Here is a 23,589-nt window from a genome sequence, read left to right on the forward strand (position 1 = left end):
CTTATTGCCCCGCAGTCAGCAAGGTTTCAACCTGCGCCAGACGCTCCAGCGTGCCGACATCAATCCAGCGTCCCGTCATGTGTTCCCCCGTTACCAGACCGTTGGCCATGGCCGTGCGCAGCAGCGGCGCCAGCTTGAAGGCACCGGCACTGCAACCCGCGAACAATTGAGGGTCGAGCACTGAAATGCCACTGAAGGTCAGGTTATCGGCACCGGGCGCCGCATCATGAAGCAACCCTTGATCCAGGTAGAAATCGCCGCCGGAGGGGTGATGCGCCGGGTTATCCACCATCACCAGATGCGCCAGCCCCTGAAGTGGCCGGCGCAATTGGGTGAAGTCGTAGTCGGTCCAGATATCGCCATTGACCACCAGGAAGGGCTCGTCACCCAGCAACGGCAATGCCTGGAAAATCCCGCCGCCCGTTTCCAGCGGCTCGCCTTCGGCCGAATACTGGATGCGCAGGCCAAACTGCGCACCGTCACCCAAGTAGCTTTCGATCTGCTGGCCGAGCCACGCATGGTTGATCACGATTTCGCTGAAGCCGGCCTTGGCCAGCGCCTCAAGGTGATACTCGATCAGCCGCTTGCCGCCCGCCTGCACCAGGGGTTTGGGCGTGTGCAAGGTCAACGGGCGCATGCGCTCACCCTTGCCGGCCGCCAGGATCATGGCTTTCATACGCTCGCCTCGACAGGTTGGCGCAGGCTGGCAAGCAGTTCGCCCAACTCGGCCAGCTCAGGACGGTCTGCCAGCACCGCTTCTATATAAGCAAAGAAGCGCGGCACGTCCGCCAGGTAGCGTGGCTTGCCGTCGCGATGGCAGATACGCGCGAAGATACCGATCACCTTGAGGTGACGCTGCACGCCCATCAAGTCACTGGCACGCTGGAATTCTTCGAAATCGGCCTGTACCGGAATGCCCAACTGCCCGGCACGCTCCCAATAGCCCCGTTGCCACGCGCGTACGCGCGCTTTCGGCCAGCTGAGGAACGCATCCTTGAACAGGCACGTGATGTCGTAGGTGACCGGGCCGTAGACGGCGTCCTGGAAATCCAGCACACCGGGGTTCGGTTCGCTGATCATCAGGTTGCGCGGCATATAGTCGCGATGCACCAGCACTTTAGGCTGGGCCAGGGCGCTGTCGATCAAGTGATCGCTGACGCGCTGCCACAAGGCCTGCTGCTGGGTATCCAACTCGATACCCAAGTGCCGGCGAACGTACCATTCCGGAAACAGTTCCAGCTCGCGGCGCAACAAGGCGACGTCATAGCTGGGCAGCGGCGCGTCCATCGGCAATTGCTGAAAAGCCAGCAATGCGTCGATGGCATCGGCGAACAATGGATCGGCGTTTTGCTCGTCAATCACGTCCAGATAGGTTTTTTTGCCCAGGTCATTAAGCAAAAGAAAGCCGCGCGGCAAATCTTCTGCATAAATTTTTGGCACATTTATTCCTGATTTCGCCAGCAAATCAGCGATATCGACGAAAGGTTTGCAGTTTTCCTGGGGGGGTGGCGCGTCCATTACGACGAAACTTTGCCCACCGCCTTCCCACCGGAAGTAACGCCTGAAACTCGCGTCGCTGCTGGCCGCGGTCAATGTGGCCGGGGGTACGGCGCCCCAGTCCTGAGCGTTGAAAAGGATCGGCAACTGCTCATCCAGCCAGACTTTCAGCTGTTGTAAACGTAGATCTTGCTCGGGCATTACAAGGGTCTCCGACGGCGCTAGCCGTCAAGCGGGTCATGCTTTATTATCACGCATCTTTTTCAGACCATCGAGAGGCGTGCGGCCCACACCGCGGGCAGATGGCACGCAGGAAGCCCGGACTAATAAGATGGCATTGAAATCCCCCGCGTTTCGTAGAAAATTTCCGTTGCTGGTAACCGGCAGTCTGCTGGCCATGCAACCTTTCGCCACCTCATTCGTGGTCGCCGCGGAACAGTATGACTGCTCAGTCTCTGCTTCGGGTGCCTGGGATTGCGCGCCGAAAACCGCCGCAGCCCCGTTGCCACCACGCCCGGTGCATGACGGCGCAGCCGTCAGCTCGGCCGGCAGCACGGCGCAAGCCAATGCTGACGGCAGCGCCGAGGCCGAACCGAAGACCGCTCTGGTCACCGAAGCCAAGGGCCGTGGCCTGCGTTCGCGCAGCGCCGACTACAGCCACCTAGACTGGGTGCCTCGCGAGAAGCTGACCGCAGCCCAACTGGCTGAAACCGGTCCTTATTGCTCCGGCGCGTACATCGAACCGGTTCGTCCTGGCATGAACGACAAGACGAACAAGAGCGATGCGCCGACCTTCATCGGTGCCAAGGCCTCGCGTTATGAGCAGGAACAACAGGTCGCGACCCTGGCCGGTGACGTTGTCATGCGTCAGGGCAGCATGCAGCTGGAGGCTCAGGAAGCCAGCCTGTATCAGGCCGAGAACCGTGGCGAGCTGAACGGCAACGTGCGTCTGCGCGACAACGGCGCCCTGATCGTGGGCGACCATGCCCAGGTCCAGCTCGACACCGGTGCCGCCCAGATCGACAACGCCGAATACGTGCTGCACAAATCGCGTATCCGCGGTAACGCGCTGTACGCCAAGCGTGCCGAGAACGCGATCATCCGTCTCAAGGACGGTACGTACACCACCTGCGAGCCGGACAGCAACGCCTGGCAGCTCAAAGGCAACAACATCACGTTGAACCCGGCCACCGGTTTCGGTACGGCGACCAACGCGACGTTGCGGGTCAAGAACATTCCGATCCTGTACACCCCGTATATCTACTTCCCGATCGACGACCGTCGTCAATCCGGCTTCCTGCCGCCAAGCTTCAGCACCGGCAGCGAAACCGGCTTTACCCTGGTTACGCCGTACTACTTCAACCTGGCACCGAACTACGATGCCACGTTGTATCCGCAGTACATGACCAAGCGCGGCATGATGGTGGAAGGCGAATTCCGCTACCTCACCAAGTCCAGCGAAGGTCAGTTCGGCGGCGCGTACCTGAACGATGACAGCGACGAGCGGAAAAAGCAGACCGACTACGAAAGCACCCGCTACATGCTCAACTGGCAGCATAAGGGCGGGCTGGATTCGCGTCTGACGACCCAGGTCGACTACACCAAGATCAGCGACCCTTACTTCTTCCAGGACCTGAAAACCTACCAGGAAGGTATTCAGGCGCAGGACTTCGTAAACCAACAGGGTTCCGTGACTTATCGCGGCGATTCCTATCAGGCGCGCTTGAATCTCCAGTCTTATCAACTGGCGACCGTTTCGCAGATCACCCCGTATGACCGGCTGCCGCAGCTGACCTTCAATGGTACGTTGCCTTACCATCCAGGCGGCGTGGACTTTGCCTATGAGACCGAGGCTGTAAGGTTCGATCGGGATCTTCAAACCGGTAACTACACGGATAAAGACGGTGGGCCGTTTGATCCAGTGACGGGAATTACAGGTACACCTCGGCTGGATACCAACGTATTTGGTTTAAACCGTGCCAACGGTACGCGTCTGAACCTGGCACCCAGCATTTCCCTGCCGATGACTGCGAGCTACGGGTACATCACGCCGAAGCTCAAGTACGTTTACACCAAGTACGACCTTGACCTGGACAACACTGGCAAGGCTGACCTGGTGACCAATAGAGGTGGCGCCTCGGCGCTGGGTGAGAGTTTCAGCAGCTCACAGGATCGCGCTGTTCCAATCGCCAGCATCGACAGCGGCCTCTACTTCGACCGCAACACTCAATGGTTCGGCGAAAACTATCGTCAGACCCTTGAACCGCGCATGTTCTATCTCTACGTTCCAGAGAAGGATCAGAAAGACATCCCGGTATTTGATACCAGCGAGAGCGTGTTCAGCTACTCATCGCTGTTCCGGGACAACCGCTTCTCCGGCTCGGACCGTATAGGCGACGAAAACAAACTGTCGTTTGGCTTGACCAGCCGTTGGATTCAAGACAACGGCTTTGAACGCCAGCGTGCATCCATCGGTCAGGCCGTTTACTTCAAGGATCGCGAAGTTCAACTGCCTGGCATCGATGCCAATACACGTGACGACGCTCATTCGAAAGTTTCGCCAATCGCGTTGGAATACGAGTTCCGTTTCAACCGTGACTGGCGCGCCACTGCCGACTACAACTGGGACACCGAGAGCCACACCCCTCGCTCCGGCAGCGCGATGTTCCACTATCAGCCGGAAGACAACCCGAACAAGATCATCAACGTCGGTTACCGCTACCGCAACGACCAAGTGGTCTACAACCAGCTGACCGGCAAATGGCAGTTTGGTGGCGACTACGGCACCGAGGGGCAGCCGAACTTCATCAAGGATTACTACAAAATCCAGCAACACGATTTCTCGATGATGTGGCCGATCATTCCGCAGTGGAACCTGATCACCCGCTGGCAGTATGACTATGCCCGCAACCGTACCCTGGAAGCCTTCGGTGGTTTCGAGTACGACAACTGCTGCTGGAAACTGCGCGTCATCAACCGTTACTGGGTTTCCAACGACGAATACAGCCAGATCGCCCCGCTGAACGAAAAGGGTGACCACGGGCTCTTCTTCCAGATCGTCCTTAAAGGACTCGGCGGCCTGACCGGCGCCAAGGTAGAGAGCTTCCTCGACAAAGGCATTGAAGGTTATCGTGAACGTGAAGACCAAGCTTTCTGATTGTCTGCGCCCGCTAGTACTGGGCGCACTGTTCCTGGGGACCGCTTCGGCACACGCTGCGGTCCAACCGCTGGACAAGGTTGTGGCCATCGTCGATAACGACGTGATCATGCAGAGCCAACTCGACCAACGGGTCAAGGAAGTTCAGCAAACCATCGCCAAGCGTGGCGGCGGCGTACCACCTACCAGCGTGCTGGACCCACAGGTTCTGGAGCGCCTGATTGTCGAAAACCTGCAACTGCAGATCGGCGATCGTTCCGGCATCCGTATTTCGGACGAAGAGCTGAACCAGGCGGTCGGTACTATCGCTCAACGCAACAACATGAGCGTTGACCAGTTCCGCGCGGCACTGGCTCACGACGGTTTGTCCTATGAGGACGCCCGTGACCAGATCCGCCGTGAAATGATCATCAGCCGTGTGCGTCAGCGCCGTGTGGCCGAGCGTGTGCAGGTGTCCGAGCAGGAAGTGAAGAACTTCCTGGCATCGGACCTGGGCAAGATGCAGCTCTCCGAAGAACTGCACCTGGCCAACATCCTGATCCCGACGCCAGACAGCGCCAACGCCGAACAGCTCAATGCTGCCGCCGCAAAAACCCAGGCTGTTTATGACCGCCTGAAAGCCGGTGCTGACTTTGCCCAGACGGCCATTGCCGTGTCCGGCAGTGACAACGCTCTGGACGGCGGTGACATGGGCTGGCGTAAAGCTGCTCAGCTGCCACCTCCGTTCGACCGTGAGCTGAGTGCGATGAACGTGGGTGACATTACCCAGCCAGCACGTACGCCAGGCGGCTTTATCATCCTCAAGTTGCTCGGCAAGCGCGGCGGCGAGACCTCGCTGAAAGACGAAGTGCACGTTCGTCACATCCTGGTCAAACCAAGCGAGATCCGCACCGAAGCGCAAACCAAGGAACTGGCCCAGAAGATCTATGACCGCATCGAAGGCGGTGAAGACTTCGCCACGCTGGCCAAGAGTTTCTCGGAAGACCCGGGTTCGGCCCTCAACGGTGGCGACCTGAACTGGATCGACCCGAAAGCGCTGGTGCCTGAGTTCCAGGACGTGATGGCCAAGACCCCGCAAGGCGTTCTGTCCAAGCCGTTCAAGACCCAATATGGCTGGCATGTACTGGAAGTCCTTGGCCGCCGCGCCACTGACAACACCACGCAGGCCCGCGAGCAGCAAGCACTGACCGTGTTGCGTAACCGCAAATACGATGAAGAGCTGCAAACCTGGTTGCGTCAGATCCGTGACGAAGCCTACGTGGAAAACAAGCTGCCAGGCGCCGAGCAAACAGGCACCGACCAGGCAGCACAGTGAAACCCCAGCGTTTCGCGGTAACACCCGGCGAGCCGGCCGGCATTGGTCCTGACCTGTGCCTGCTGCTCGCCTCGCACCCTCAGCCACACCCCCTGATTGCCATTACCAGCCGTGACCTGCTCCTCGAGCGGGCCGCGCAGCTGGGTGTGGCCGTTAACCTGCTGGACGTGTCACCGGGCAACTGGCCCGACCTGCCGGCACCTGCGGGCAGCCTGTACGTTTGGGACACTCCGCTTGCTGCCAAGGTGGTTGCCGGGCAACTGAACAAGGCCAATGCGCCCTTTGTACTGGAAACCCTGACGCGCGCCGGTCAAGGCTGCATCGACGGCGACTTCGCCGGCATGATCACCGCGCCGGTACACAAAGGCGTGATCAACGAATCCGGTATTGCCTTTTCCGGCCACACCGAATTCCTCGCCGAGCTGACCCATACCGCTCAAGTGGTGATGATGCTGGCCACACGCGGCCTGCGCGTTGCACTGGTAACGACGCATTTGCCGTTGCGTGATGTGGCCGATGCGATCACCGCCGAGCGCCTGGAGCGTGTCACGCGCATCCTGCACGCCGACCTGCAACAGAAATTCGGCATTGCCCAACCGCGCATCCTGGTCTGTGGGCTCAACCCGCACGCCGGTGAAGGCGGCCATTTGGGCCATGAAGAAATCGACATCATCGAACCGACATTAGAGCGTCTGCGCCAAGAAGGCATGGACCTGCGTGGCCCGCTGCCTGCAGACACTCTGTTTACCCCCAAGTATCTGGAGCACTGCGACGCAGTGCTGGCGATGTACCATGACCAGGGGCTGCCCGTGCTGAAATACAAAGGCTTCGGCGCCGCAGTCAACGTGACACTGGGCCTGCCGATCATCCGTACCTCCGTCGACCATGGCACTGCCCTGGACCTGGCGGGCAGCGGCAAGATCGATACCGGCAGCCTGCACGTGGCCCTGGAAACCGCCTATCAGATGGCCGAGACCCGTATATGACTGAGCATTACCAACACCGGGCGCGCAAGCGCTTCGGGCAAAACTTCCTGCACGACGCTGGCGTAATCGACCGCATCCTGCGCTCCATCCACGCCAAGCCGGAAGACCGCCTGCTGGAAATCGGCCCGGGCCAGGGCGCCTTGACCCAAGGCCTGTTGGCCAGTGGCGGGCAACTGGACGTGGTGGAACTGGACAAGGATTTGATCCCGATCCTCAACCAGCAGTTTGCCGACAAACCCAATTTCAACCTGCACCAGGGTGATGCGCTGAAGTTCGACTTCAACAGCCTCAACGCTGCGCCCAGCAGCCTGCGGGTGGTGGGCAACCTGCCGTACAACATTTCCACGCCGCTGATTTTTCACCTGCTGAACAACGCAGGGATCATCCGCGACATGCACTTCATGCTGCAAAAAGAAGTGGTTGAGCGTTTGGCGGCTGGCCCTGGTGGTGGTGATTGGGGCCGTCTGTCGATCATGGTTCAGTACCACTGCCGCGTAGAGCACCTGTTCAACGTTGGCCCTGGCGCGTTCAACCCGCCGCCGAAGGTCGACTCGGCCATCGTGCGCCTGGTGCCTCACGCCGTGCTGCCGCACCCGGCCAAGGATCACAAACTGCTGGAGCGCGTGGTACGCGAGGCGTTCAACCAACGCCGCAAAACCCTGCGCAACACGCTCAAGGCCCTGCTCAGCAACGCCGAAATCGAAGCCGCCGGCGTCGATGGCAGCCTGCGCCCCGAGCAACTGGACCTGGCCGCGTTTGTGCGCCTGGCTGATCAGCTTGCGATCCAGCCCGCGCCGACCGTGGAATAAGCTGTAACTCGATACAAATGTGGGAGCGGGCTTGTCCGCGATGGCGGTGCATCAGTTACACATTCAGTGACTGACACTGCGCATTCGCGGGCAAGCCCGTTCCCACATTTGCTCAGCGTTATACCGATAACGCTTGCCGGCTGCCCGACACATGTCTGGCCTAGTGCCCTCCTCATGGCCTAGACTGATCCGCATCTGCTGTCCTCCGCTTTTGCTTTTAAGGCCTCTTGCATGTCCGATCCTCGCTACCAGATCGACGTCAGCGTCGTCACCCGCTTCCTGGCGGACCAATCGCAACCCGAACACAACCGTTTCGCCTTTGCCTACACCATCACGGTGAAGAACAACGGGCAGGTGCCGGCCAAGCTGCTGTCGCGCCACTGGGTGATCACCGACGGTGACGGCCAGGTCGAGGAAGTGCGCGGCGCCGGCGTGGTTGGCCAGCAACCGTTGATCGACATCGGCGCCAGCCATACGTATAGCAGTGGCACGGTGATGACCTCCAAAGTCGGCACCATGCAGGGCACTTATCAGATGAAAGCCACTGACGGCAAACTGTTCGACGCTGTCATCGCGCCCTTCCGCCTCGCCGTGCCGGGAGCCCTGCACTGATGACGACGTACGCGGTCGGCGACCTGCAAGGCTGCCTGGAACCCCTCAAGTGCTTGCTGGAGCGAGTTGCCTTCAACCCGGCGAGCGACCGCCTGTGGTTAGTGGGTGACCTGGTCAATCGTGGGCCCGAATCCCTGCAAACCCTGCGCTACTTATATAGCCTGCGTGATTCCCTGGTCTGCGTACTGGGCAACCACGACCTGCACCTGCTGGCGGCCGGCAATAACATCGAGCGCTTGAAAAAAGGCGACACGCTGCGCGAGATCCTCGAAGCGCCGGATCGCACCGAGCTGCTGGAGTGGCTGCGTCGGCAAAAGCTCATGCATTACGACGAAGGCCGCAACATGGCTTTGGTCCATGCGGGCATCCCGCCCCAGTGGACGGTGAAAAAAGCCCTCAAGTGCGCTGCCGAAGTCGAGAGCGCCCTGGCCGATGACAACCTCTACACCGCCTTTCTTGACGGCATGTACGGCAATGAGCCGGTCAAGTGGGACAACGACCTTACCGGCGTGGCCCGCCTGCGCGTGATCACCAACTACTTCACCCGCATGCGCTTCTGCACCGCCGAAGGCAAGCTGGACCTCAAGAGTAAGGAAGGCGCCGACACCGCCCTGCCCGGCTACAAACCCTGGTTCGCCCACAAGGAGCGCAAGACCCGTGACACGAAGATCATCTTCGGCCACTGGGCGGCCCTGGAAGGCAAATGTGATGAACCCGGCGTGTTCGCCCTCGACACCGGCTGCGTGTGGGGCGGCGCCATGACCCTGATGAACATCGACACCGGCGAGCGCCTGAGCTGCCAGTGCGAATCCCCCCTTTCTGTGACACAGCCGGCCGCCAAGCCATAGGAGCCCGCCATGAGCGAATTCAAACGTATCCCTCCCGAACAAGCCCAGGCGCTGCGCGAGCAAGGCGCGGTGGTGGTCGACATCCGCGATCAGCCGACGTATGCCGCCGCGCACATCAGCGGTGCGCAACATTTGGATAACACCAACATTGCCGACTTCATCCGTGCCGCCGACCTCGACGCGCCGGTGATCGTCGCCTGCTACCACGGCAACTCCAGCCAGAGCGCGGCCGCCTACCTGATCAGCCAGGGCTTCTCTGACGTGTATAGCCTGGACGGCGGCTTTGAGCTGTGGCGTGCGACCTATCCTGCAGAAATTGCCTCAGACGATTCGCAATAATTTTTTTCACACCCCGCTACCCCGCGTGACGCTTGGGCTCGCGCCGTTTCTGACGAACGGCGCAGCCAAACTAATTACGTATCCCGCCTTGACCTCCCGGATTCCGAACTATCCTTAAGCGCAGGCCATCCGAATCAGGGGAGAGCCGGTACACCGGCGTGCGGGTCATCGGTAGCGTTTCAGGGTGTTTGGGGGGAAAACGGCCATTGGTTGATCACCAATGACTGCCAGCATCGACTGATTGACCCGGCGTCGGCTCCACGTATCGAGCGAGGTGACGACGTCATGAGTATCTTTAGCCACTTCCAACAACGCTTCGCGTCCACACAGCAGGAAGAACTCACGCTGCAAGAGTATCTCGAGCTGTGCAAACAGGACCGCAGTACCTACGCGTCTGCCGCCGAACGTCTGCTATTGGCGATTGGTGAGCCGGAGCTGGTGGAAACCGCGAATAATTCGCGCCTGTCGCGAATATTTTCCAACAAGGTGATCCGCCGCTATCCGGCCTTTGAAGACTTCCACGGCATGGAAGAATGCATCGACCAGATCGTCTCCTACTTCCGCCACGCCGCCCAAGGCCTGGAAGAGAAGAAACAAATCCTCTACCTGCTCGGCCCCGTCGGCGGCGGTAAGTCGTCTCTGGCTGAAAAGCTCAAACAGCTGATCGAGAAGGTGCCCTTCTACGCGATCAAGGGTTCGCCAGTCTTCGAGTCGCCTCTGGGCCTGTTCAACGCCACGGAAGATGGCGCGATCCTCGAAGAAGACTTTGGCATTCCACGGCGCTACCTCAACACCATCATGTCGCCCTGGGCCACCAAGCGCCTGGCCGAGTTTGGCGGTGACATCAGCCAGTTCCGCGTGGTGAAACTCTACCCGTCGATCCTCAACCAGATCGGCGTGGCAAAAACCGAACCGGGCGATGAGAACAACCAGGACATCTCAGCGCTGGTGGGTAAGGTCGATATCCGCAAACTCGAAGAATTCCCGCAGAACGACGCCGACGCCTATAGCTACTCGGGCGCGCTGTGCCGGGCCAACCAGGGCCTGATGGAATTCGTGGAGATGTTCAAGGCGCCGATCAAGGTGCTGCACCCACTGCTGACCGCCACCCAGGAAGGCAACTACAACAGTACCGAAGGCCTGGGCGCGATCCCGTTCACCGGGATTCTGCTGGCCCACTCCAACGAATCGGAATGGCACACCTTCCGCAACAACAAGAACAACGAAGCCTTCATCGACCGGATCTACATCGTCAAGGTGCCCTACTGCCTGCGCGTCAGCGATGAGATCAAGATCTACGACAAGCTGTTGTTCAACAGCTCGCTGGCCAAGGCGCATTGCGCGCCCGATACCTTGAAGATGCTCGCCCAGTTCACCGTGCTGTCGCGCCTCAAGGAGCCCGAGAACTCGAATATCTACTCGAAGATGCGCGTCTATGACGGCGAAAACCTCAAGGACACCGACCCCAAGGCCAAGTCGATTCAGGAATACCGCGACACCGCAGGCGTGGACGAGGGCATGAACGGCCTGTCGACACGTTTTGCGTTCAAGATCCTGTCCAAAGTCTTCAACTTCGACCCGCACGAAATCGCCGCCAACCCGGTGCACCTGCTCTACGTGCTGGAACAGCAGATCGAACAGGAGCAATTCCAGGCCGAAACCCGCGAGCGCTACCTGCGCTTCCTCAAGGAATACCTGGCGCCGCGCTATATCGAGTTCATCGGCAAGGAAATCCAGACCGCCTACCTGGAGTCCTACAGCGAATACGGCCAGAACATCTTCGACCGCTACGTGCTGTATGCGGACTTCTGGATTCAGGACCAGGAATACCGCGATCCGGAAACCGGCGAAATCCTCAACCGTGTGGCCCTCAACGAGGAGCTGGAGAAGATCGAAAAACCCGCCGGCATCAGCAATCCGAAGGATTTCCGCAACGAAATCGTCAACTTCGTGCTGCGCGCCCGCGCCAACAACAACGGCAAGAACCCAACCTGGCTCAGCTACGAGAAGCTGCGGGTGGTCATCGAGAAGAAAATGTTCTCGAACACCGAGGATCTGCTGCCGGTCATCAGCTTCAACGCCAAGGCAAGCAAGGAGGACCAGCAAAAACACAACGACTTCGTCACTCGAATGGTCGAGCGTGGCTACACCGACAAACAGGTACGGCTGCTCTCCGAGTGGTACCTGCGGGTTCGTAAATCACAGTAAGGCAGCGACAGGCGTGTACTGCCGGGCCTTTGGCCTGGCAGCTGACCGCTTGTCTCTAAGCTTCCAGCTCGCGGCTTGAAGCTTGTAACGTGAAGCTGCCCGGAGGGCTCCCCATGAGCTATGTGATCGACCGACGCCTCAATGGCAAGAACAAGAGCACGGTAAACCGCCAGCGTTTCCTGCGGCGTTACCGTGACCACATCAAAAAGGCCGTTGAAGAGGCTGTCAGCCGCCGCTCCATCACCGACATGGAGCATGGCGAGCAAATCAGTATTCCCGGACGCGACATTGACGAACCGGTGCTGCACCACGGTCGCGGCGGCAAACAGACCGTCGTGCACCCGGGCAACAAGGAGTTCACCACCGGCGAACATATCCAGCGCCCCCAAGGCGGTGGCGGCGGTAAAGGCCCGGGCAAGGCGGGCAATTCCGGCGAAGGCATGGACGAGTTTGTGTTCCAGATCACCCAGGAGGAATTCCTGGAGTTCATGTTCGAAGACCTGGAGCTGCCCAACCTGGTCAAACGCAACCTGACCGGCACCGACACCTTCAAGACCGTTCGCGCCGGCATCAGCAACGAAGGCAACCCGTCCAGGATCAACATCATCCGCACCTTGCGCTCGGCCCATGCCCGGCGTATCGCGCTGTCAGGCAGCAGCCGCGCCAAATTGAAACAAGCGAAGGAAGAGTTGGCGCGCTTAAAACGCGAAGAACCAGACAACTTCGGCGATATCCAGGCCATCGAGGCAGAAATAGAGAAACTCAGCGCGCGCATTCACCGCGTGCCGTTCCTCGACACCTTCGACTTGAAATACAACCTGCTGGTCAAACAACCCAACCCCAGCTCCAAAGCCGTGATGTTTTGCCTGATGGACGTGTCCGGTTCGATGACCCAGGCGACCAAGGACATCGCCAAGCGCTTTTTCATCCTGCTGTACCTGTTTCTCAAGCGGAACTACGACAAGATCGACGTGGTGTTCATCCGCCATCACACCAGCGCCCGGGAAGTGGATGAAGAGGAGTTTTTCTACTCGCGGGAAACCGGCGGCACCATCGTGTCCAGTGCGTTGAAGTTGATGCAGGAGATCATGGCCGAGCGCTATCCGGCCAATGAATGGAATATCTACGCGGCCCAGGCGTCCGACGGCGACAACTGGAACGACGACTCGCCGATCTGCCGCGATATTTTGATCAACCAGATCATGCCGTTTGTGCAGTACTACACGTACGTCGAAATTACTCCCCGTGAGCACCAGGCCCTGTGGTTTGAATATGAGCGTATCGGTGAAGCCTTTGCCGACACTTTCGCCCAACAGCAACTGGTCTCGGCCGGCGATATCTACCCGGTCTTCCGTGAACTCTTCCAGCGCAGGTTAGTGACATGACCGCCAAAAAAGAGCATAAGCGCCAACCCATTTCCACCGGCTCCGAGTGGACCTTTGAACTGATCCAGGCCTATGACCGGGAAATCAGCCGTATCGCGGCGGGTTATGCCCTGGACACCTACCCCAACCAGATCGAAGTGATTACCGCCGAACAGATGATGGATGCCTACGCCTCAGTCGGCATGCCCTTGGGTTATCACCATTGGTCCTACGGCAAACACTTCCTGAGTACGGAGAAGTCCTACACACGCGGCCAGATGGGCCTGGCCTACGAGATCGTCATCAACTCCGACCCGTGCATCGCCTACCTGATGGAAGAAAACACCATCTGCATGCAGGCGTTGGTGGTTGCCCATGCGTGCTACGGGCACAACAGCTTTTTCAAGGGCAATTACCTGTTCCGCACCTGGACCGATGCCAGTTCGATCATCGATTACCTGGTGTTCGCCAAGCAGTACATCATGCAATGCGAGGAACGCCACGGCATCGACGCGGTTGAGGACCTGCTCGACTCCTGCCATGCGCTGATGAACTACGGCGTTGACCGCTACAAACGCCCGTACCCGATTTCTGCCGAGGAAGAGCGCCTGCGCCAGAAGGAGCGCGAGGAGCACCTGCAGAAGCAGATCAACGACCTGTGGCGCACCATTCCGAAGAAAACCGGGAAAAACAGCGATAAAGACAATGCACGCTTCCCCGCCGAACCTCAGGAAAATATCCTGTATTTCCTGGAAAAACACGCGCCGCTGCTGGAGCCGTGGCAGCGCGAAATCGTGCGTATTGTGCGCAAAATCGCCCAATATTTTTATCCACAGCGCCAGACCCAGGTGATGAACGAAGGCTGGGCGACGTTCTGGCACTACACCTTGATGAATGACCTGTACGACGAAGGCCTCGTCACTGACGGCTTCATGATGGAGTTCCTCACCTCCCATACCAGCGTGGTGTTCCAACCCGGCTTCGACAGCCCGTACTACAGCGGCATCAACCCCTATGCACTGGGCTTTGCCATGTACCGCGACATCCGGCGCATGTGCGAACACCCCACCGAAGAGGATCGCCGCTGGTTCCCGGAAATCGCCGGCAGCGATTGGTTGTCGACCATCAAGTTCGCCATGAGCAGCTTCAAGGACGAGAGCTTCATCCTGCAGTACCTGTCACCCCAGGTGATTCGCGACCTCAAACTGTTCAGCATCATGGACGACGACCTCAAGGACGACCTGCTGGTGCCGGCCATTCACGACGAGCCCGGCTACCGCACCATCCGCGAGACATTGGCGGCGCAATACAACCTGGGCAACCGCGAGCCCAATGTGCAGATCTACAGCATCGATGTGCGCGGCGACCGCTCGCTGACCCTGCGTCATCAGCAGCACGACCGCAAACCCTTGGGCGAATCCACTGAGGAGGTACTCAAGCACCTGCATCGGTTGTGGGGCTTCGATATTCACCTGGAAACCCTGCAGGGCGACCAGGTGATGAAGACTCACCATGTGCCACCGCGCAGCGATCACAGCGACAACGACTACGGCCGCCTGGACCTGGCCGTCGTTCATCTCTGAAACAGCAAAGCCTCCATTGGTCAGGCACAGGCGGTATCCTGTGCCGCTAATGGAGGCTTTTTCATGAAAATCTACACAGTCGGCGGCGCGGTGCGTGATCGTCTGCTCGGCATCGAGGTCACCGACATCGACCGCGTGGTCGTCGGCGCAACCACTGAAGAAATGCTCGCCAAGGGCTACAAGCCGGTGGGTGCTGACTTCCCGGTATTCCTGGACCCGAAAAACGGCGACGAGTACGCCCTGGCCCGCACCGAGCGCAAGAGTGGCCGGGGTTATGGCGGCTTTGTGTTTCATGCCAGCCCCGAGGTCACGCTGGAAGAAGACCTGATTCGTCGCGACCTGACCATTAACGCCATGGCGGAGGACGGTGACGGCAACCTGACCGATCCGTACCACGGCCAGCGCGACCTGCAGGCGCGCATTCTGCGTCACGTATCCCCGGCGTTCGCCGAAGATCCCTTGCGTGTACTGCGTGTTGCGCGCTTCGCAGCGCGTTATGCCCATCTGGGTTTCACGGTAGCGCCCGAGACACTCGGCCTGATGCGCCAACTCAGCGAGTCCGGCGAGTTGGAAGCCCTGACGCCCGAGCGCAGCTGGAAGGAAATCTCCCGGGCCTTGATGGAAGATCAACCTCAGGTGTTCATCCAGGTGCTGCGCGATTGCCATGCGCTGAAAACCCTGATGCCGGAAGTGGACGCGTTGTTCGGCGTGCCGCAGCCGGAAGCCCATCACCCCGAGATCGACACCGGCCTGCACACCTTGAGCGTGCTGGAACAGGCCGCCCTGCACAAACACCCCCTCACCGTGCGCTGGGCCTGCCTGCTGCATGACGTGGGCAAGGGCCTGACGGCTGTGGATAAGTTGCCGCAGCATATTGCTCATGAACAGACAGGCTTGAAGCTGATCAAGGCGGTCAACGAACGCTTCAAGGTGCCTAAGGATTGCCAGGAGCTGGCGCTGCTGGTGGGCCAATATCACACTCATGGCCACCGCGCTCTGGAACTCAAGGCCTCGACATTGCTGGAGCTGCTGCAGAGTTTTGACGTGTATCGCCGGCCTCAGCGGTTTGAGGAGTTCGTGGTGAGCTGTGAAATGGATGCACGCGGCCGCAAGGGCCTTGAGCAACGAAGTTATCCACAGGCGGATTATTTGCGCGGCGCGGCCAAGGTTGCGCGCGAAGTCGCGGTGGCGCCCCTGCTGGAGAAAGGCTTCAAGGGACCTGCGCTGGGCGAGGCGCTCAAGCGCGAGCGGCTCAAGGCGCTGAAAGCCTACAAGGAACACTACAACGTGTAGCAAGCAAGCCTTGTGGCGAGCGGGCTTGCCCCGCGTCGGGCTGCACACCAGCCCCAGTAAAGGCGTTGAAATTTGCTGGTAAAACTCAGCGCCTGTTGTGGGGCTGCTACGCAGCCCGACGCGGGGCAAGCCCGCTCGCCACTGGGATTTGCGAGCCAGCGTCCACGTTTGAATCCGGGCAGACGGGCGTTACAGGAGATTTTTCGGGGTGAGTGCCTGGCTTTGCCATTCAAACGCGACAGGTGCCAGCACCTGGTCGATCTGCGCATCGCGCCACAGCTCGGCCAATGTCTTGCCCACCTCAGGATGCACGCGCTCCGGCGCCATCAACGACAGCGGCCATAACACAAAAGCGTTTTTGAGGATTTCCGCGCGCGGCAGGATCAAGCCGTCGAAATTCCCGACTAATTCGCCATACAACAGCACGTCGATGTCCAACGGTAGCCCTTTGCGGTCCGGCGCATAGCGGCCATTGTCAGCCTCGATGAATTTCAACCGGCGATCCAGCTCCATCAACGGCAAGTCGGTATAGGCCGACACCACCAGGTTGAAAAACGGTCCGCTTTTGATCCCCACCGGCTGGCTTTCGAACACAGGTGAGCAGCGCACATCCGTCAAGAAGCTCGCCAATGCATCCAGGCCGGCGCGCAGATGGCGCTCGCGCTCGATATTGCTGCCAAGACCAAGGTAAACCTGAGTTAGCGACATCCGCGCTCGATCTCCACGCCCACGCCTTTGGCTGCCGGCACGGCACCCGGCTTGGTCAGCTTGAGGCGCAACCAGGGAATCTGGAATTCGCTCATCAACACTTCAGCCAGGCGTTCGGCGAAGGTTTCTACCAGCTGGTATTGGGACTGCTCGGCAAAGGCCTGAATACGCGCGGACACACTGGCGTAATCGAGCGCCAGGGTCAGGTCGTCACCCGCGGCGGCAGGGCGATTGTCCCAGGCGAAACTCAGGTCCAGGCGCAGGCATTGCTTGATGCCGCGCTCCCAGTCGTAGGCCCCGATCACGGTGTCGACTTCCAGGCCTTCGATAAACACTCTGTCCAAGCTCTTCTCCGCAGCACGACAAGGGCGCGTTGCCCCGTTAGAATCAGGGCGTCCTCGCCCGGAATAGTTAGCATGTTTTGGTCACTGGCGATTCTCGCCTACCTGCTCGGCTCGCTGTCCTTCGCCATTTTGCTCAGCCGCTTGACGGGAAATCCCGATCCGCGAATGAGTGGCTCAGGCAATGCCGGTGCCACCAACATGTTGCGCCTGGCCGGCAAAAAACTCGCCGTGCTGACGCTGCTGGGCGATATCTGCAAGGGCCTGTTGCCCGTACTCATCGCCAGCCTCGCCGGCCTCACCCTGCAACAGCAGGCCTGGGTGGGCGTGTGCGCTGTCCTCGGCCATCTGTTTCCGCTGTACTTCCGCTTTCGCGGCGGCAAGGGTGTCGCCACGGCGGCCGGCATGCTGCTGGGGATTTACCCTCCAGCGGCGCTGCTGGCGGTGCTGGCCTGGCTGTTGACGTTCTACCTGACCCGCACCAGCTCGCTGGCCGCACTGATCGCCACGCCGCTCACCCTGCCATTGCTGGCCTGGCAGGCGCCTGCAGCGCTGTTGCCGATGAGCGTGCTGACGCTGCTGATCGTCTGGCGCCACCGCGGCAATTTACGCGACCTGTTTGCCGGGCGCGAACGGCATTTTTAAATACGTTCGATGAGCCCGGCTCACGTGAGCCCTTACAGCGGTGAAAGTTGCTCCATCGGCCAGCGTGCCTGCACGCTGATCGCCAGGCTTTCGTGCTGCCCGGCTTGCAGACGCTGGCAACCGGCGTAGGCGATCATTGCGCCGTTGTCGGTGCAGAACTCAGGGCGCGCATAAAACACGTCGCCGTGCATGTCGCCGAGCATTTTTTCCAACGAGGTGCGCAGCGCTTTGTTGGCGCTGACGCCGCCTGCGATCACCAGGCGCTTCATGCCCGCCTGTTTCAGGGCGCGCTTGCACTTGATGGTCAAAGTCTCCACCACGGCCTGCTGGAACGCCAGTGCGATGTCGCAACGGGCTTGCTCACTGTCGTCCCCGGCGCTGACGCTTTGCTGCCAGGTGTTCAGTGCGGAGGTTTTCAAGCCGCTGAAGCTGAACATCAGGCCCGGGCGATCGCACATCGGACGCGGGAAGGTGTAACGGCCCGGCACGCCTTTTTCGGCAAGACGCGCGATTTCCGGACCACCGGGATAATTGAGGCCCATCATCTTCGCCGTCTTGTCGAACGCTTCACCGGCGGCATCGTCCAGAGACTCACCCAGCAGCGTGTATTGGCCAATCGCATCGACCTGAACCAGCTGCGTATGCCCACCCGAAACCAACAAAGCGACGAACGGGAACTGTGGCGGTGTTTTTTCCAGCATGGGCGCCAGTAAATGGCCTTCCATGTGGTGCACGCCAAGGGCCGGAATGCCCCAGGCGAACGCCAGCGCCTGGGCGCAAGAAGCCCCAACCAGCAGGGCTCCGACCAATCCGGGGCCGGCGGTGTAGGCAATCGCGTCGATCTCGGTCGGCACGCAGCCGGCCTCGTCCAGCACCTGGCGAATCAACGGCAGCATGCGCTTGACGTGATCGCGGCTGGCGAGCTCCGGCACCACGCCGCCATAGGCGCGGTGCAGGTCGATCTGGCTGAACAGTGCATCGGCCAAAAGCCCGCGTTCACTGTCGTAAAGTGCGACACCGGTTTCGTCGCAGGAGGTTTCAAGTCCCAGTACTAGCATGGGTTTGCGCCTTGTAGAGGCTGAATTCGAAGGCGCGCATAATAGTCGCCACTCCCCCTCCCGACTAGCGGTTTTCGATCAGAGGCTTTGCATTCCGGGCAATGAGGGGTTAACATCCGCAACCCTTAAAAACCGACGACCTCAGCCGCGAATTTTTTGCGACGAGAACGTTGATTCCCGGTAATGAAAGAAGGTAGCTCTGGATGCCAGCCGTCAAAGTAAAAGAGAACGAACCCTTCGACGTAGCTCTGCGTCGTTTCAAGCGCTCCTGCGAAAAAGCCGGTGTTCTGGCTGAAGTTCGTAGCCGCGAATTTTATGAGAAGCCAACTTCTGAGCGTAAGCGCAAAGCAGCAGCCGCTGTTAAGCGTCACGCTAAGAAAGTTCAGCGCGAGCAGCGCCGCGCCGTTCGTCTGTACTAATACACAGACTTACGTAGCAAGCTTCTGCCAAGCCCGGCCCTCAGCCGGGCTATTGGCATTTGCGGATATCGTTTGATGCTTCACCGTCGACGCCGCACACGCGACCGAGACACTGCTTCACACGTCAGGACTGGCTCTTTTGCCAGCGGTGCGCGTCTCTTCTGACGAGCCTAACAAGGCTACTGACGAGCACACTCATTCTTCAAACAGACGATCAACTGTGTCGGCTGTGCCCAACGATGCGTTTCCGAGGCCCGCCATTGGCCAACACCGGACGCCCGGGCAACATTTCCAGGCCGAACACTGATAGAAATTAACGTCAGTGAATGTTCGGCAGATACACTCCCTGACAGCCCAACCAGACGACAGTTGATCGAGCCGCACAATGTGTGCGCCTGAGCACTTCGCGGGCCTCATTGACACGCAGTGATGACGAGAACGCCATGGCCGGGCTAATTCCCCAGAGCTTTATTGACGACCTTCTGAACCGCACCGACATCGTCGATGTTGTCAGCTCGCGCGTGCAATTGAAAAAAGCCGGCAAGAATTACACCGCCTGCTGCCCGTTCCACAAAGAAAAGACCCCCTCGTTCAGCGTCAGCCCCGACAAGCAGTTCTACTACTGCTTCGGCTGCGGCGCGGGCGGCAATGCCCTCGGCTTTCTCATGGACCACGACAACCTGGACTTCCCCCAGGCTATCGAGGACCTGGCCAAAGCCGCCGGCATGGAAATCCCCCGCGAAGAAAGTGGCCGCCCGCACAAACCGCGGCAACCCACCGACTCGCCGCTGTACCCGCTGCTGACGGCCGCTGCCGACTTCTACCGTCAGGCGCTCAAAAGCCATCCGCAGCGCAAGGCCGCTGTCGAATACCTCAAGGGGCGCGGCCTCACCGGTGAAATTGCCCGGGACTTCGGCCTCGGTTTCGCGCCGCCAGGCTGGGACAACCTCTACAAGCACCTGAGCAGCGACACCCTGCAGCAGAAAGCCATGATCGACGCTGGCCTGCTGGTGGAAAACGCCGAGACCGGCAAGCGCTATGACCGCTTCCGCGACCGCGTGATGTTTCCGATCCGCGACAGCCGTGGCCGGATCATCGCGTTCGGCGGCCGCGTGCTCGGCGACGATAAGCCCAAGTACCTGAACTCCCCGGAAACCCCAGTGTTTCACAAGGGTCAGGAACTCTACGGCCTGTTCGAAGCGCGTAAAAACAACCGCAACCTCGATGAAATCATCGTGGTTGAGGGCTACATGGACGTGATCGCCCTCGCCCAGCAAGGACTGCGCAATGCCGTGGCCACCCTGGGCACCGCCACCAGCGAAGAACACATGAAGCGCCTGTTTCGCGTGGTGCCCAGCGTGCTGTTCTGCTTCGACGGCGACCAGGCCGGCCGCAACGCCGCCTGGCGTGCGCTCGAGGCCACGCTGTCGAGCCTGCAGGATGGCCGCCGTGCGCGTTTTCTGTTTCTGCCGGAAGGTGAAGACCCGGACACCCTGGTGCGCTCCGAAGGCACCGACGCGTTCCGCGCGCGCATCAATCAACATGCGCAGCCGCTGGCGGACTATTTCTTCCAGCAGTTGACCGAAGAAGCCGACCCGCGCTCCCTTGAAGGCAAGGCCCACATGGCCACGCTCGCGGCGCCGCTGATCGACAAAGTGCCGGGCGCCAACCTGAAATCACTGATGCGCATGCGCCTGCTGGAAATCACCGGCTTGAGTGGCGAGGCCGTCAGCCAGCTGGTGCACAACGCACCGCAAGACGCACCGCCGGCTTACGACCCAGGCATGGATTACGACGCCATGCCGGATTACTCGGACTTTCACCAACCGCAGGAGGCCTACGCGCCCCAGCAGGAGTGGACACCGAAGAAACCCGGCGCCGGCGGCAAGAAATGGGACAAGAAACCCTGGAGCAAGAACGGCAAGCGCGGTGATCGCGATGAGGCCTACGCGCCACGCACACCGGTGGCGGTGGAAGCCCCGACGCTTATTGCGTTGCGCACGCTGATCCACTACCCGCAATTGGCGAAGAAAGTTGAGAGCGCCGATCATTTTGCCAACGAGAGCAACACGTACGCTCAGGTACTGATCGCCTTGATCGAGGCGGTACAGAAAAATCCTAAGCTAAACTCAATTCAGTTGATGGCTCGCTGGCATGGCACCGAACAAGGCCGCCTCTTGAAAGCACTCGCAGAAAAGGAGTGGCTAATTGACGGCGATAACCTTGAACAACAGTTTTTAGACACCATTACTAGGTTATCCGCGGGTCAGCACACGCAGACCCTCGATGAACTCATCAAGAGAGCAAGGCAGCCGGGATTATCGGCTGAAGAGCAGATTCAGATAGCAAAACAGATGCGCGACCTCTTAAAACAGAATGTTTCCGCATCAAACCCGACCTCAGCTGGCGTGTGAGGTCATAGCTCGGGTATAATCCTCGGCTTGTTTTTTGCCCGCCAAGACCTTCAGTGGATAGGGTGTTATGTCCGGAAAAGCGCAACAGCAGTCTCGTATCAAAGAGTTGATCACACTGGGTCGTGAGCAGGGTTACCTGACTTACGCCGAGGTCAACGACCACCTGCCTGAGGATATTTCAGATCCAGAGCAGGTGGAAGACATCATCCGCATGATTAACGACATGGGGATCAACGTATTCGAAACTGCGCCAGATAAGGATTCCCTTATGCTGGCCGACGCCGATACTGACGAGGCCGCGGCCGAAGAGGCAGCAGCAGCGTTGGCAGCAGTGGAGACCGATATCGGTCGCACGACGGACCCTGTGCGCATGTACATGCGTGAAATGGGTACGGTCGAGTTGCTGACACGCGAAGGCGAAATTGAAATCGCCAAGCGTATCGAAGAGGGCATCCGTGAAGTGATGGGCGCAATTGCGCACTTCCCTGGCACGGTTGACCACATTCTCTCCGAGTACACCCGCGTTACCACCGAAGGTGGCCGCCTGTCCGACGTTCTGAGCGGTTATATTGACCCGGACGATGGCATTGCGCCGCCTGCTGCCGAAGTACCGCCGCCTGTCGATGCGAAAGCCGCGAAAGCCGACGACGATTCCGAAGACGACGATGCTGAAGCCAGCAGCGACGACGAAGATGAAGTTGAAAGCGGTCCGGACCCGATCATCGCTGCCCAGCGTTTCGGTGCGGTTTCCGATCAAATGGAAATCACCCGCAAGGCCCTGAAAAAGCACGGTCGTGGCAACAAGCAGGCCATTGCCGAGCTGATCGCCCTGGCTGAGCTGTTCATGCCGATCAAGCTGGTGCCGAAGCAATTCGAAGGCCTGGTTGAGCGTGTTCGCAGTGCCCTTGAGCGTCTGCGTGCCCAAGAGCGCGCAATCATGCAGCTGTGCGTACGTGATGCGCGCATGCCGCGTGCTGACTTCCTGCGCCAGTTCCCGGGCAACGAAGTTGACGAAAGCTGGACCGACGCACTGGCCAAAGGCAAGGCGAAATACGCCGAAGCCATTGGTCGTCTGCAGCCCGATATCATCCGTTGCCAGCAGAAGCTGACTGCGCTTGAGACTGAAACCGGTCTGACGATTGCCGAAATCAAGGACATCAACCGTCGCATGTCGATCGGTGAGGCCAAAGCCCGCCGCGCGAAGAAAGAGATGGTTGAAGCGAACTTGCGTCTGGTGATCTCCATCGCCAAGAAGTACACCAACCGTGGCCTGCAATTCCTCGATCTGATCCAGGAAGGCAACATCGGCTTGATGAAGGCTGTGGACAAGTTCGAATACCGTCGCGGCTACAAGTTCTCGACTTATGCCACCTGGTGGATCCGTCAGGCGATCACTCGCTCGATTGCCGACCAGGCCCGCACCATCCGTATTCCGGTGCACATGATCGAGACAATCAACAAGCTCAACCGTATTTCCCGGCAGATGTTGCAGGAAATGGGTCGCGAACCGACCCCGGAAGAGCTGGGCGAACGCATGGAAATGCCTGAGGATAAAATCCGCAAGGTATTGAAGATCGCTAAAGAGCCGATCTCCATGGAAACGCCGATTGGTGATGACGAAGACTCCCATCTGGGTGACTTCATCGAAGACTCGACCATGCAGTCGCCAATCGATGTCGCCACTGTTGAGAGCCTGAAAGAAGCGACTCGCGACGTACTGTCCGGCCTCACTGCCCGTGAAGCCAAGGTACTGCGCATGCGTTTCGGCATCGACATGAATACCGACCACACCCTTGAGGAAGTCGGTAAGCAGTTTGACGTGACCCGTGAGCGGATCCGTCAGATCGAAGCCAAGGCACTGCGCAAGCTGCGCCACCCGACGCGAAGCGAGCATCTGCGCTCCTTCCTCGACGAGTGATACCAGAACCCCCGGCCCAGGCCGGGGGTTTTGCTTTGTGCAGATCACTTTCTACAGATTAACTGCCGCGCAACA

Annotated in this window: 20 protein-coding genes; 15 read left to right on the forward strand and 5 right to left on the reverse strand. The window is 59.6% G+C overall.

Going from position 1 to position 23,589, the window contains the following annotated elements; genetic code table 11:
* Position 1: 1 nt before the first annotated feature.
* Entirely contained in the window at positions 2 to 676 is a 675-nt protein-coding gene (gene murU / locus C4J83_RS27470) for an N-acetylmuramate alpha-1-phosphate uridylyltransferase MurU (protein ID WP_124418585.1), read from the reverse strand.
* Positions 673 to 1,698, reverse strand: coding sequence for an aminoglycoside phosphotransferase family protein (locus tag C4J83_RS27475; RefSeq protein ID WP_106575516.1), 1,026 nt, complete (start codon positions 1,696 to 1,698; stop codon positions 673 to 675). The genes murU and C4J83_RS27475 overlap by 4 nt, the downstream gene beginning before the upstream one ends.
* Before the next feature lie 130 nt (positions 1,699 to 1,828).
* Between C4J83_RS27475 and C4J83_RS27480 the strand changes: the two genes are divergently transcribed.
* From C4J83_RS27480 to C4J83_RS27530, 11 genes are all read left to right on the forward strand, one after another.
* Entirely contained in the window at positions 1,829 to 4,654 is a 2,826-nt protein-coding gene (locus C4J83_RS27480) for an LPS-assembly protein LptD (RefSeq protein WP_124418586.1), read from the forward strand.
* Positions 4,629 to 5,969 carry a peptidylprolyl isomerase gene (locus C4J83_RS27485; protein WP_106575518.1) on the forward strand — a complete coding sequence of 447 codons (1,341 nt, stop codon included), beginning with the start codon at positions 4,629 to 4,631 and terminating at the stop codon, positions 5,967 to 5,969. Before C4J83_RS27480 ends, C4J83_RS27485 begins: the two co-directional genes overlap by 26 nt.
* Positions 5,966 to 6,955 (forward strand): 4-hydroxythreonine-4-phosphate dehydrogenase PdxA, encoded by a 990-nt coding sequence (gene pdxA / locus C4J83_RS27490; RefSeq protein WP_124418587.1) that lies wholly within the window; start codon positions 5,966 to 5,968, stop codon positions 6,953 to 6,955. The genes C4J83_RS27485 and pdxA overlap by 4 nt, the downstream gene beginning before the upstream one ends.
* Positions 6,952 to 7,764 (forward strand): 16S rRNA (adenine(1518)-N(6)/adenine(1519)-N(6))-dimethyltransferase RsmA, encoded by an 813-nt coding sequence (gene rsmA / locus C4J83_RS27495; RefSeq protein WP_106575520.1) that lies wholly within the window; start codon positions 6,952 to 6,954, stop codon positions 7,762 to 7,764. Before pdxA ends, rsmA begins: the two co-directional genes overlap by 4 nt.
* A gap of 231 nt (positions 7,765 to 7,995) precedes the next feature.
* Entirely contained in the window at positions 7,996 to 8,376 is a 381-nt protein-coding gene (gene apaG, locus C4J83_RS27500) for a Co2+/Mg2+ efflux protein ApaG (RefSeq protein WP_106575521.1), read from the forward strand.
* Positions 8,376 to 9,224 (forward strand): symmetrical bis(5'-nucleosyl)-tetraphosphatase, encoded by an 849-nt coding sequence (locus C4J83_RS27505; protein ID WP_124418588.1) that lies wholly within the window; start codon positions 8,376 to 8,378, stop codon positions 9,222 to 9,224. The genes apaG and C4J83_RS27505 overlap by 1 nt, the downstream gene beginning before the upstream one ends.
* A gap of 9 nt (positions 9,225 to 9,233) precedes the next feature.
* The gene (gene glpE, locus C4J83_RS27510; RefSeq protein WP_124418589.1) at positions 9,234 to 9,563 is read left to right on the forward strand and encodes a thiosulfate sulfurtransferase GlpE; all 330 of its coding nucleotides are present in this window, start codon (positions 9,234 to 9,236) and stop codon (positions 9,561 to 9,563) included.
* 285 nt (positions 9,564 to 9,848) lie between these two features.
* The gene (locus C4J83_RS27515; RefSeq protein ID WP_003194732.1) at positions 9,849 to 11,771 is read left to right on the forward strand and encodes a PrkA family serine protein kinase; all 1,923 of its coding nucleotides are present in this window, start codon (positions 9,849 to 9,851) and stop codon (positions 11,769 to 11,771) included.
* A 113-nt stretch (positions 11,772 to 11,884) separates the two neighbouring features.
* Positions 11,885 to 13,156 (forward strand): YeaH/YhbH family protein, encoded by a 1,272-nt coding sequence (locus C4J83_RS27520; RefSeq protein ID WP_106575524.1) that lies wholly within the window; start codon positions 11,885 to 11,887, stop codon positions 13,154 to 13,156.
* Positions 13,153 to 14,718, forward strand: coding sequence for a SpoVR family protein (locus C4J83_RS27525; protein ID WP_106575525.1), 1,566 nt, complete (start codon positions 13,153 to 13,155; stop codon positions 14,716 to 14,718). Before C4J83_RS27520 ends, C4J83_RS27525 begins: the two co-directional genes overlap by 4 nt.
* Before the next feature lie 63 nt (positions 14,719 to 14,781).
* Positions 14,782 to 16,011 carry a multifunctional CCA addition/repair protein gene (locus C4J83_RS27530; RefSeq protein WP_124418590.1) on the forward strand — a complete coding sequence of 410 codons (1,230 nt, stop codon included), beginning with the start codon at positions 14,782 to 14,784 and terminating at the stop codon, positions 16,009 to 16,011.
* 189 nt (positions 16,012 to 16,200) lie between these two features.
* On the opposite strand, the gene folK is transcribed toward C4J83_RS27530, so the two are convergent.
* Positions 16,201 to 16,719: a 2-amino-4-hydroxy-6-hydroxymethyldihydropteridine diphosphokinase gene (folK, locus tag C4J83_RS27535; protein ID WP_124418591.1), complete on the reverse strand. Its 519-nt coding sequence runs from the start codon at positions 16,717 to 16,719 to the stop codon at positions 16,201 to 16,203.
* A complete protein-coding gene (gene folB / locus C4J83_RS27540) occupies positions 16,710 to 17,063 on the reverse strand; it encodes a dihydroneopterin aldolase (protein ID WP_106575528.1) in 354 nt (117 codons plus the stop codon). The genes folK and folB overlap by 10 nt, the downstream gene beginning before the upstream one ends.
* Positions 17,064 to 17,135: 72 nt before the next feature.
* On the opposite strand from folB, the gene plsY reads away from it, so the two are divergent.
* Positions 17,136 to 17,705 (forward strand): glycerol-3-phosphate 1-O-acyltransferase PlsY, encoded by a 570-nt coding sequence (gene plsY / locus C4J83_RS27545; protein ID WP_094951989.1) that lies wholly within the window; start codon positions 17,136 to 17,138, stop codon positions 17,703 to 17,705.
* A gap of 32 nt (positions 17,706 to 17,737) precedes the next feature.
* On the opposite strand, the gene tsaD is transcribed toward plsY, so the two are convergent.
* Entirely contained in the window at positions 17,738 to 18,763 is a 1,026-nt protein-coding gene (gene tsaD / locus C4J83_RS27550; RefSeq protein WP_119737664.1) for a tRNA (adenosine(37)-N6)-threonylcarbamoyltransferase complex transferase subunit TsaD, read from the reverse strand.
* Positions 18,764 to 18,966: 203 nt separating this feature from the next.
* Between tsaD and rpsU the strand changes: the two genes are divergently transcribed.
* The 3 genes from rpsU to rpoD all read left to right on the forward strand — a co-directional run bounded on the left by rpsU (position 18,967) and on the right by rpoD (position 23,514).
* Positions 18,967 to 19,182, forward strand: a complete 216-nt coding sequence (gene rpsU, locus C4J83_RS27555; protein ID WP_002551877.1) for a 30S ribosomal protein S21 — start codon at positions 18,967 to 18,969, stop codon at positions 19,180 to 19,182.
* Between the two features lie 443 nt (positions 19,183 to 19,625).
* Positions 19,626 to 21,596, forward strand: a complete 1,971-nt coding sequence (gene dnaG / locus C4J83_RS27560) for a DNA primase (protein WP_119737662.1) — start codon at positions 19,626 to 19,628, stop codon at positions 21,594 to 21,596.
* 67 nt (positions 21,597 to 21,663) lie between these two features.
* Entirely contained in the window at positions 21,664 to 23,514 is a 1,851-nt protein-coding gene (gene rpoD / locus C4J83_RS27565) for an RNA polymerase sigma factor RpoD (RefSeq protein ID WP_106575532.1), read from the forward strand.
* The last annotated feature ends 75 nt before the right edge of the window (positions 23,515 to 23,589 follow it).

The organism is Pseudomonas sp. LBUM920 (assembly GCF_003852315.1).
Lineage (GTDB): Bacteria > Pseudomonadota > Gammaproteobacteria > Pseudomonadales > Pseudomonadaceae > Aquipseudomonas.

Coding starts and splice junctions, on each gene's coding strand:
- glpE (WP_124418589.1), top strand. CDS start 9,234: ATGAGCGAATTCAAACGTATCCCTCCCGAACAAGCCCAGGCGCTGCGC.
- C4J83_RS27525 (WP_106575525.1), top strand. CDS start 13,153: ATGACCGCCAAAAAAGAGCATAAGCGCCAACCCATTTCCACCGGCTCC.
- plsY (WP_094951989.1), top strand. CDS start 17,136: ATGTTTTGGTCACTGGCGATTCTCGCCTACCTGCTCGGCTCGCTGTCC.
- C4J83_RS27530 (WP_124418590.1), top strand. CDS start 14,782: ATGAAAATCTACACAGTCGGCGGCGCGGTGCGTGATCGTCTGCTCGGC.
- rpsU (WP_002551877.1), top strand. CDS start 18,967: ATGCCAGCCGTCAAAGTAAAAGAGAACGAACCCTTCGACGTAGCTCTG.
- C4J83_RS27475 (WP_106575516.1), bottom strand. CDS start 1,698: ATGCCCGAGCAAGATCTACGTTTACAACAGCTGAAAGTCTGGCTGGAT.
- C4J83_RS27480 (WP_124418586.1), top strand. CDS start 1,829: ATGGCATTGAAATCCCCCGCGTTTCGTAGAAAATTTCCGTTGCTGGTA.
- C4J83_RS27505 (WP_124418588.1), top strand. CDS start 8,376: ATGACGACGTACGCGGTCGGCGACCTGCAAGGCTGCCTGGAACCCCTC.
- murU (WP_124418585.1), bottom strand. CDS start 676: ATGAAAGCCATGATCCTGGCGGCCGGCAAGGGTGAGCGCATGCGCCCG.
- rsmA (WP_106575520.1), top strand. CDS start 6,952: ATGACTGAGCATTACCAACACCGGGCGCGCAAGCGCTTCGGGCAAAAC.
- C4J83_RS27520 (WP_106575524.1), top strand. CDS start 11,885: ATGAGCTATGTGATCGACCGACGCCTCAATGGCAAGAACAAGAGCACG.
- tsaD (WP_119737664.1), bottom strand. CDS start 18,763: ATGCTAGTACTGGGACTTGAAACCTCCTGCGACGAAACCGGTGTCGCA.
- apaG (WP_106575521.1), top strand. CDS start 7,996: ATGTCCGATCCTCGCTACCAGATCGACGTCAGCGTCGTCACCCGCTTC.
- folK (WP_124418591.1), bottom strand. CDS start 16,719: ATGTCGCTAACTCAGGTTTACCTTGGTCTTGGCAGCAATATCGAGCGC.
- rpoD (WP_106575532.1), top strand. CDS start 21,664: ATGTCCGGAAAAGCGCAACAGCAGTCTCGTATCAAAGAGTTGATCACA.
- C4J83_RS27515 (WP_003194732.1), top strand. CDS start 9,849: ATGAGTATCTTTAGCCACTTCCAACAACGCTTCGCGTCCACACAGCAG.
- dnaG (WP_119737662.1), top strand. CDS start 19,626: ATGGCCGGGCTAATTCCCCAGAGCTTTATTGACGACCTTCTGAACCGC.